The sequence below is a fragment of the Oscillatoria sp. CS-180 genome, from assembly GCF_028330965.1.
Taxonomy (GTDB): domain Bacteria; phylum Cyanobacteriota; class Cyanobacteriia; order Phormidesmidales; family Phormidesmidaceae; genus Halomicronema.
In genome coordinates, this window is sequence record NZ_JAQMUB010000015.1 from 1 (window position 1) to 7,417 (window position 7,417).

The window sequence follows — 7,417 nt, forward strand, 5'->3', positions numbered from 1 at the left end:
AAACGGTGCGTCGTTATATTCGAGAACAGGAAGGGAATGAGCAAAGTGGGCGGTTCTAAACAGATAACTAAGGTGTAGGACGACCGCCTTTGAGGCGGCCCCACTCATCAAGCCACCCGCTTTGCGGGTGGTGTCTGACTTCCCAGGCAAACTTATCAATTGTTGCTTGCTTAAGCTGAATTGGATAGGGAGTTGTCCTAGCCTTTAAGGTGTCTAAAACGCCATGCGGATCGTGAAGTGGCAAACAAATAGCAACTTCACTCATGTAAGTAGAGGAGATAAAAACATGGGGATGCCCAGGTTGGTAATCGCTTGTAATTTGCCCAGCATGACACTTATCGATGACATGGCTAACCTGAGCCACATCACGATAAAGAAAATCTACAGGGACATCTTTTATCTGTAGCCAACCACCGCCATTAATCCATTTTCCCCATTCGCCAATTGGAGTAATCAAATTTTGGCGATGGGAGTCGTCAAGTTCAGCGGCAAAGTGACTCAGTGCAACTGAATCAAGAGGATTTTCTGGCTTGTAATAAATTCCTAGATCCACATCGGACTTTTGCGTATGGTTACCTCGTGCTCTTGAACCGCCTAGAGCAATCGCAGCAATTCCCTCAACTGACTGCAAACGCTTAACGACATAATGGATGAATTGAGGCAATTGCTGATTTATTGGCTCTATTTTTGCCATCGACTCAAAACGATCTCGTGTTCAATCTAACAGATAAGCTTCAAATAACACCCCCACTAATATCTAAGCCGCACAACGTTTCAAATCAGCGGTGGCAGATACTTTTGAATACAAAACTACTAGCTTTCGACCGCCCGCTGCATTTGAGTTGTTATGCTGCACGCTCAACTAGTACTCATGCATTAAGAGATAATCTTAATAATCCATCATTTTAAGCCGGTTTCTGCTATGTTTAATGCATGTATGTGTGATTTTTTCACAAGTTCCTGCATTAAGACAGGGAATAAATCGTGCTTATCGAATTTAGTGTTGGTAATTACAGATCATTCAAAGAGCGCGTTACCTTCAGCATGGTGGCGGCTAACCTTGTGTCAAAAGATAAAAGCATTGATGTAAATAATACTTTTGATGTAGACGAGGAGCTGAAGCTACTTAGGACCGCTGCAATATATGGAGCCAATGCTAGTGGCAAAAGCAATCTTGCTAGAGCATTAAGCTTCATGAAATGGTTTATGGTCAATTCATCTAAAGAAACTCAGAGTACAGATGAAATAAGTGTGGAGCCTTTTAGGCTTAGCACAGCAACTGAGGGGAAACCATCATACTTTGAGTTAGCGTTTTTAATGGACGGACAAAGATATAGATATGGCTTTGAAGTGACTCAGGAGAGAGTGATATCTGAATGGCTATTTTATGTTCCAAACATAAGAGAAACAAATTTATTCGAACGTCAAATTGATGCTATTAAATCATCTAAAGTTTATAACGCGGATGGTCTTCAGAAAAGGACAAGAAGTAATGCACTCTTTTTGTCTGTTTCTGCTCAATTCAACGTCAAACTTGCCGAGAAAATTTTAGAATGGTTGACGGACAAGCTCAACATTATTTCAGGTCTGCATGATGAAGCTTACTTAAGTTATACGGTTAAATGCTTCGTAGACAATAAAAACAAGTTAGATATTGTTCAATTAATCAAGAATTTAGATCTAGGAATTAGCGAAATACAAGTTGAACAGGAAGACGTCACAATTGACTCCTTGCCTGGCGAAATGCCCGACGAGCTCAAGAAAATTATTGTTAAAGCAGGAGGAGGCAAAGCAACTTCAATCGGTATTTCTCATCAGAAGTTTGATGCTGATGGAAACCATAAATCGATCGAGGAATTCGATTTGGCGAGCCATGAATCTGAAGGGACGAAAAAGGCTTTTGCTTTAGCTGGACCTATCATAACTGCTCTTAAAGAAGGAGAGATCCTAATCATTGATGAGTTTGATGCAAGACTTCATCCTTTGCTTAGCCTTGCAATCGTCAAGTTATTTAATTCTAGGGAGATAAACCCAAATAATGCTCAACTAATTTTCATGACGCACGACACCAACTTACTCAGCAATAAAATTTTTCGTAGAGATCAGATTTGGTTTGCTGAAAAGAATAGATATAGTGCCACGGATTTATATTCTTTGGCAGAATATAAGATACGCAATGATGCTTCTTTCGAAAGTGATTATATTAAGGGAAGATATGGTGCGATTCCGTATATTGGGAATTTAAATCATTTGATCGAATCCAATGGCTAAAAGAAAGTCATATTCTCGCGGATATTCTCCTAGAAAAACTGATATTAGAGAAGTCAGGCAGAGATTCTTAATCTTGTGCGAAGGAGAGAAAACTGAGCCCAACTACTTTAGAAGATTTCGTGTCTTTATAAACGTTGTAGAAATAGATGTTCAGGGTGTAGCGAAAGATCCTAGTAAATTAGTCAAAGAGGCAAGAGCTTTAAAAGAGCAAGAGGATTACGATCAAGTATGGTGTGTCTTTGATCGAGATGACTGGACTCCGGAAAACTTCAACAATGCGATCAGCAGTGCTGAAAATCAGGGCTTCAAAGTAGCTTATTCTAACGAAGCATTTGAATTATGGTATCTCCTTCATTTCGAGTTCCTCAACGCTGGAATCCCTCGAAGTGACTACTGCAAGAAATTAGATAGATACCTTAATAAAAGGTATCAGAAAAATAGTGAAGCAATCTATGACGAGCTTTTGGACAAACAACCTACTGCTATTAAAAATGCTACAAGTTTACTCACACAATATAATCCCCAGGCTCCTGCCAAAGATAATCCTTCTACAACAGTACATCTGTTAGTACAAGAACTCAATAGGTTTATTAAATGAAAATATTTTCGATAAACCTTGCATCATACTACTGGCTACTCTAGTCGAAGATACCCTTTTTTATTCTGGGCAAATCGTGCTGCTGCATAACAATGTTATTAGACAGAAAGTTTCCGTATATCATCCCGATTCAGGTAGATCGCGAGAAAGTTTCTTGCGATCCAGCAGATTGGGGTAGATCGCGGGAAACTTTCCACATATTTTCAGGTATAGCACAGAAAGACTATTGTGTATTTTTTGACACTTTAACTGCTGAGTCTACCTAAAAATCTATGGAACCAAAACCGAAGAAGCTGCTAGAGCAAGTCCGTGAGGTCATGCGTCTGCGGCACTATGCCTATCGCACCGAAGAAACGTATGTCCAGTGGATAAAGCGATACATTCTCTTCCACCAAAAACGACATCCTAGAGAGATGGGGCGAGACGAGATTGAAGCATTCCTGACCGATTTAGCTGTCAATCAACAGGTCGCAGCAGCTACCCAAAATCAAGCTCTGAATGCAATATTGTTTCTTTATTAGGACTTACGCACGGCCCCCTTGCATCCCCCAATTTTGGGGGACGTTGCATCCGGCTTCCCCATATTTGGGGATTAAGGGGCCAAAGTCGGATGCAACTGCGTAAGTCCTGTTTATCAAAAAGTGTTAGGCATTGAAATCACAGGCATCAACGCGGTTCGGGCGAGTGCCCCCGCAATTTGCCCGTTGTGTTGACCCAGGCAGAAGCTTTAGCAGTTATTCAACGGATGGAGGAGCCTCATCAGCTAGTCGCAAAACTTCTCTAGGGGAGTGGTTTGCGACTTTCAGAAGCGCTGCGATTAAGGGTCAAAGATGTCGATTTTGCCCAACATCAAATCATCGTAAGAAACGGCAAAGGGCGCAAAAATCGGGTGACGATGTTAGCCGCTAGTGCTGCTGCCGAAATTCAGGATCATCTCGTTGGCATTCGGCGACAACACCAGCAAGATTTAGGGCGTGGTTTTGGCTCAGTTTATCTGCCATTTGCCTTAGAGCGTAAATACCCTAATGCCAACCGTGATTGGATCTGGCAATACGTGTTTCCGGCTAGCCGCATTGTCAAAGATTCTCGTAGTGAAGCAATGCGGCGGCATCATCTCCACGAAAGTGGCATTCAAAAAGCGCTAAAGCAGGCCGTAAGACAAATCGGAATTGCCAAGAAAATAGGCTGTCATACGTTTCGCCATAGCTTTGCCACGCATCTTTTGGAAAACGGTTATGACATTCGCACGATTCAAGAATTGTTGGGCCACAAGGATGTCAAAACCACGATGATCTATACTCATGTGCTGAATCGGGGCGGTCGGGGAGTGCGAAGTCCGCTAGATAATAACTGATCGAATGGCTCTAGGAGGACTAGCCCCTTCGGCAATGGCCGCCATCACCTGATGATAGAGTTTCGGTATAGCAGTATCAGGAAAAAATTGACTAGACTCAGCTTTAGTGTATCTCCCAGATGCCAAGGCGAAGATGGCAAGAACATCCCCTCGAATGAGCCATACTTCAGGAACGTTAAAAAGCTCATAATCGGCGATATTTGTGAAGTTAGTCACCTCTATCTCAACCGCGATGTCGGGTGGCGGATCGGCGGCTAAGTCAATTCGACTTTTACCGCTCACAGCGGCCCAGTTGTTGAGCCAAAAACAATGATCGGGTTCGATGCCTGCCTGTTCGGGAATTTGCAGGGTAACGGGCGTCGTTCGAACGTAATCGCGGAGCTGCTGGTTGAGGATAGCCACCAGCAAATCAGCCACAATGGCATCTAGCTGGCCGTGCTCAAAGGTTGGCATCTTAAGGCTCAGGTATCCATCAGCGTATTTAAGACGCGGAGTGCTGCGATCGCCTCGGCTAGCAGCCAATTGCTGGTAATCTGCCCAGCTCATGGGAATCGTGGCCACTGAGCCATCGGGTAAAGATTTGATAGGTGCGATCGCGATCATACCGTGACAACAGAGGAATTCTATTCCATCGATTATAGGTTGCCTAACAATGGCTCAATTCTGGAAGACCCAAAAACGCTACAACTTATTGCCGATGCCAACGGACTCCGCCATCGGGTTGGTCAACTACCGTAATTCCCATCGCTGCCAGCTGATCGCGAATCTCATCCGCGTGGCAAAGTCGCGTTGTTGTCGGGCCGTTTGGCGCTGCTGGATCAGACCGGCAACGCGGCCTCATTCAAGCAAACAGTCCTTGCCTTAGCGGTACTGTCCTTAGCGATCGCCAATCCCAATACCTGGTGCAAGTGCATCAGGGTGTATTGCCAACTGACGATGTCCGCTGGGTATACCAAGCATGCATAAAAAGAGTCTGCAAGAACAATACCGGGGGATCAAAATCGCTCGATGCGATGATGGATGCGACTTCATGGGGAGGTAATACCGCAGCCTCTCGACCGTGAGCGGCTAGAAATTTTTCAATATCCGCATCGGGATATTCGGCATACCTCAACATGCGAGTCCACATTTTACAAAGCTCTTGATAGGCTGGGGCAGACATATCAGAAGCCAAATCTGCACTCACTAAATATCCCTGAGGGCGAAGCCGTGAAGCAATTTGGTTGAAGAATTGTCGTCTCTCCTCTTGCTGTATAAAAAAGTGAGAAACCAGAAGGCAAGTCGCCGCATCGAAAGGGGCTGATGCCGGCAATGAATCAAGATAGCCTTCATGCCAGGTACAACGCGATGCCATTCCATACTCTTCAACTTTCTGGCGGCAAATGTCGAGCATCGCACTCGCAGGCTCTACCGCTGTGAATTGCCATTGTGGAAATTCTTGGGCCAGATAAATTAACTCCAAGCCAGTTCCGACGCCAACACACAGAATTCGGGCGTCAGTCGGGAGATCAGAAAGTATCAGGCGAGTTAGCAGATGCAGCGTGTCACGTAATGGTGCTAACTTAGCGGCTCTCTTATCGTAAGTAGAAGCGCGTTCTTCGTCGAAGACAATCGCTGATTCTTGATTTTGCATGGGTGATGTGAATAACTACGTCGTCTTATTTTTCACAATCGGAGTCTGTGCAGCTATCTAAACGGCATCAACCGTTCCATCCATTGATTCACTGTCGGTGCCAGCGGACTCCACCATCGGGTTGGTCAACCACCGCAATCCCCACCGCCGCCAGTTGCTCGCGAATCTCATCCGCCGTGGCAAAATCACGCTGTTGTCGGGCCGTTTGGCGCTGCTGGATCAGACCGGCGATCGCCCCCTCATCCAAGTCACCCGCCGCTGCATCAGTATCACTGTCGTTTTGGGCCGCTTCTAACCCCAATACCTGAGACAGGTGCATCAGGGTTTGCCACTGCTGCCAGAGCTGATCTGGACTGGACTGCGGTTTTCCTTCGTGAACCAGACGATTCCCCTCCCGTTGTAACCCTTTAGCCAGCTCAAACAGCACTGCTAGAGCACCCGCTGTATTCAGATCATCGTCCATAGCGCTTTGGAACCGTTCGACCCACGGGGCATCGGGGCTAGGTTCCTGAGAGGAAGTCTGGATAGTGGCGGCTGACCATCCCAGCGAGGCTCCGTGGTGGTCACCAAAGAAGAGTCCGGCTTTCAGCGTTTGCCAACTGTTGATTGCGGCGGCGATCGCATCCTTAGTGAAATCTAGCGGTTTCCGATAGTGTCCCTGTAACACAAAGAGTCGCACTGCCATCGGGTCTATCGGCTGCGGATAGCCTGTCCAATGCCCGTCTAGCAAATCGCGAATCGTGGTGAAGTTGCCCAAGGATTTCGACATCTTTTCGCCATTCACCGTCACCATGCCGTTGTGCAGCCAGTAGTTGGCCAGGGGCTTGCCGTTGGCGGCCTGAGACTGGGCAATCTCATTCTCGTGGTGGGGAAACACGAGGTCACCACCACCACCGTGGATATCGATGGTGGCTCCTAGCCGGGCTCGAATCATCGCCGAACATTCAATGTGCCAGCCGGGTCGTCCTGGTCCCCAAGGAGAATCCCACGCCGGTTCATCGGTTTTGGCACCCTTCCAGAGGGCAAAGTCAGCTGAGTTGCTCTTGGCAGTAGCTGCCAGATCACGACCACTCGCTCCGGCCTGCATGTTTGCCAGCGATCGCCCTGAAAGCTGCCCATAGTCGGCAAACTGCTCCACCCGATAATACACATCGCCCCCAGCAGCATAGGCATAGCCTTTAGCTTCTAGCTGGCTAATCAAATCATGAATTGACTCAATGTGCTCCGTCACTTTGGGATACTCATCGGCATCCATCACATTCAGGCGGTGCATATCCTCAAAATATCGCTCAATATAGCGCTCTGAAATGGCCGCCATGGTTGTCCCTTTGGCTTTGGCCCGGTTGAGAATTTTGTCGTCGATATCAGTGAAATTCTGCACGTAGTGAACCGTGTATCCCCGCCAGCGCAGATAGCGTCGCAGCACATCCCACCCCAGATATGACCGGGCATGACCCAGGTGGCAGTCATCGTAGACCGTGACTCCACAGCAATACATCGTCACTCGTCCCGGATGAATGGGGGTAAAGGGTTGTTTGCGTTTGGTGAGGGTGTTGTAGAG

Annotated in this window: 9 protein-coding genes; 4 read left to right on the plus strand and 5 right to left on the minus strand. The window is 46.6% G+C overall.

Annotated features, from left to right (window positions below; genetic code table 11):
* Nucleotides 1-67: 67 nt before the first annotated feature.
* Nucleotides 68-694 carry a nucleotidyltransferase family protein gene (locus PN498_RS02065; protein ID WP_272061014.1) on the minus strand — a complete coding sequence of 209 codons (627 nt, stop codon included), beginning with the start codon at nt 692-694 and terminating at the stop codon, nt 68-70.
* Between the two features lie 290 nt (nt 695-984).
* On the opposite strand from PN498_RS02065, the gene PN498_RS02070 reads away from it, so the two are divergent.
* The 4 genes from PN498_RS02070 (at nt 985) to PN498_RS02085 (ending at nt 4,223) form a co-directional block, all read left to right on the plus strand.
* Nucleotides 985-2,271 carry an AAA family ATPase gene (locus PN498_RS02070; RefSeq protein ID WP_272061015.1) on the plus strand — a complete coding sequence of 429 codons (1,287 nt, stop codon included), beginning with the start codon at nt 985-987 and terminating at the stop codon, nt 2,269-2,271.
* A complete protein-coding gene (locus PN498_RS02075; RefSeq protein ID WP_272061016.1) occupies nt 2,264-2,869 on the plus strand; it encodes an RloB family protein in 606 nt (201 codons plus the stop codon). Before PN498_RS02070 ends, PN498_RS02075 begins: the two co-directional genes overlap by 8 nt.
* A gap of 272 nt (nt 2,870-3,141) precedes the next feature.
* Nucleotides 3,142-3,390 (plus strand): phage integrase N-terminal SAM-like domain-containing protein, encoded by a 249-nt coding sequence (locus PN498_RS02080; protein ID WP_272061017.1) that lies wholly within the window; start codon nt 3,142-3,144, stop codon nt 3,388-3,390.
* A 272-nt stretch (nt 3,391-3,662) separates the two neighbouring features.
* Nucleotides 3,663-4,223 carry an integron integrase gene (locus tag PN498_RS02085; RefSeq protein ID WP_272061018.1) on the plus strand — a complete coding sequence of 187 codons (561 nt, stop codon included), beginning with the start codon at nt 3,663-3,665 and terminating at the stop codon, nt 4,221-4,223.
* Here the strand turns inward: PN498_RS02085 and PN498_RS02090 are convergent.
* From PN498_RS02090 to cysS, 4 genes are all read right to left on the minus strand, one after another.
* Nucleotides 4,209-4,826: a Uma2 family endonuclease gene (locus PN498_RS02090; protein WP_272061019.1), complete on the minus strand. Its 618-nt coding sequence runs from the start codon at nt 4,824-4,826 to the stop codon at nt 4,209-4,211. The genes PN498_RS02085 and PN498_RS02090 overlap by 15 nt on opposite strands.
* 85 nt (nt 4,827-4,911) lie before the next feature.
* Nucleotides 4,912-5,064 (minus strand): hypothetical protein, encoded by a 153-nt coding sequence (locus PN498_RS02095; protein WP_272061020.1) that lies wholly within the window; start codon nt 5,062-5,064, stop codon nt 4,912-4,914.
* Nucleotides 5,065-5,136: 72 nt separating this feature from the next.
* The gene (locus PN498_RS02100; protein ID WP_272061021.1) at nt 5,137-5,856 is read right to left on the minus strand and encodes a class I SAM-dependent methyltransferase; all 720 of its coding nucleotides are present in this window, start codon (nt 5,854-5,856) and stop codon (nt 5,137-5,139) included.
* A gap of 88 nt (nt 5,857-5,944) precedes the next feature.
* On the minus strand, nt 5,945-7,417 hold a 1,473-nt coding region (gene cysS / locus PN498_RS02105; RefSeq protein WP_272061022.1), incomplete at its 5' end, for a cysteine--tRNA ligase.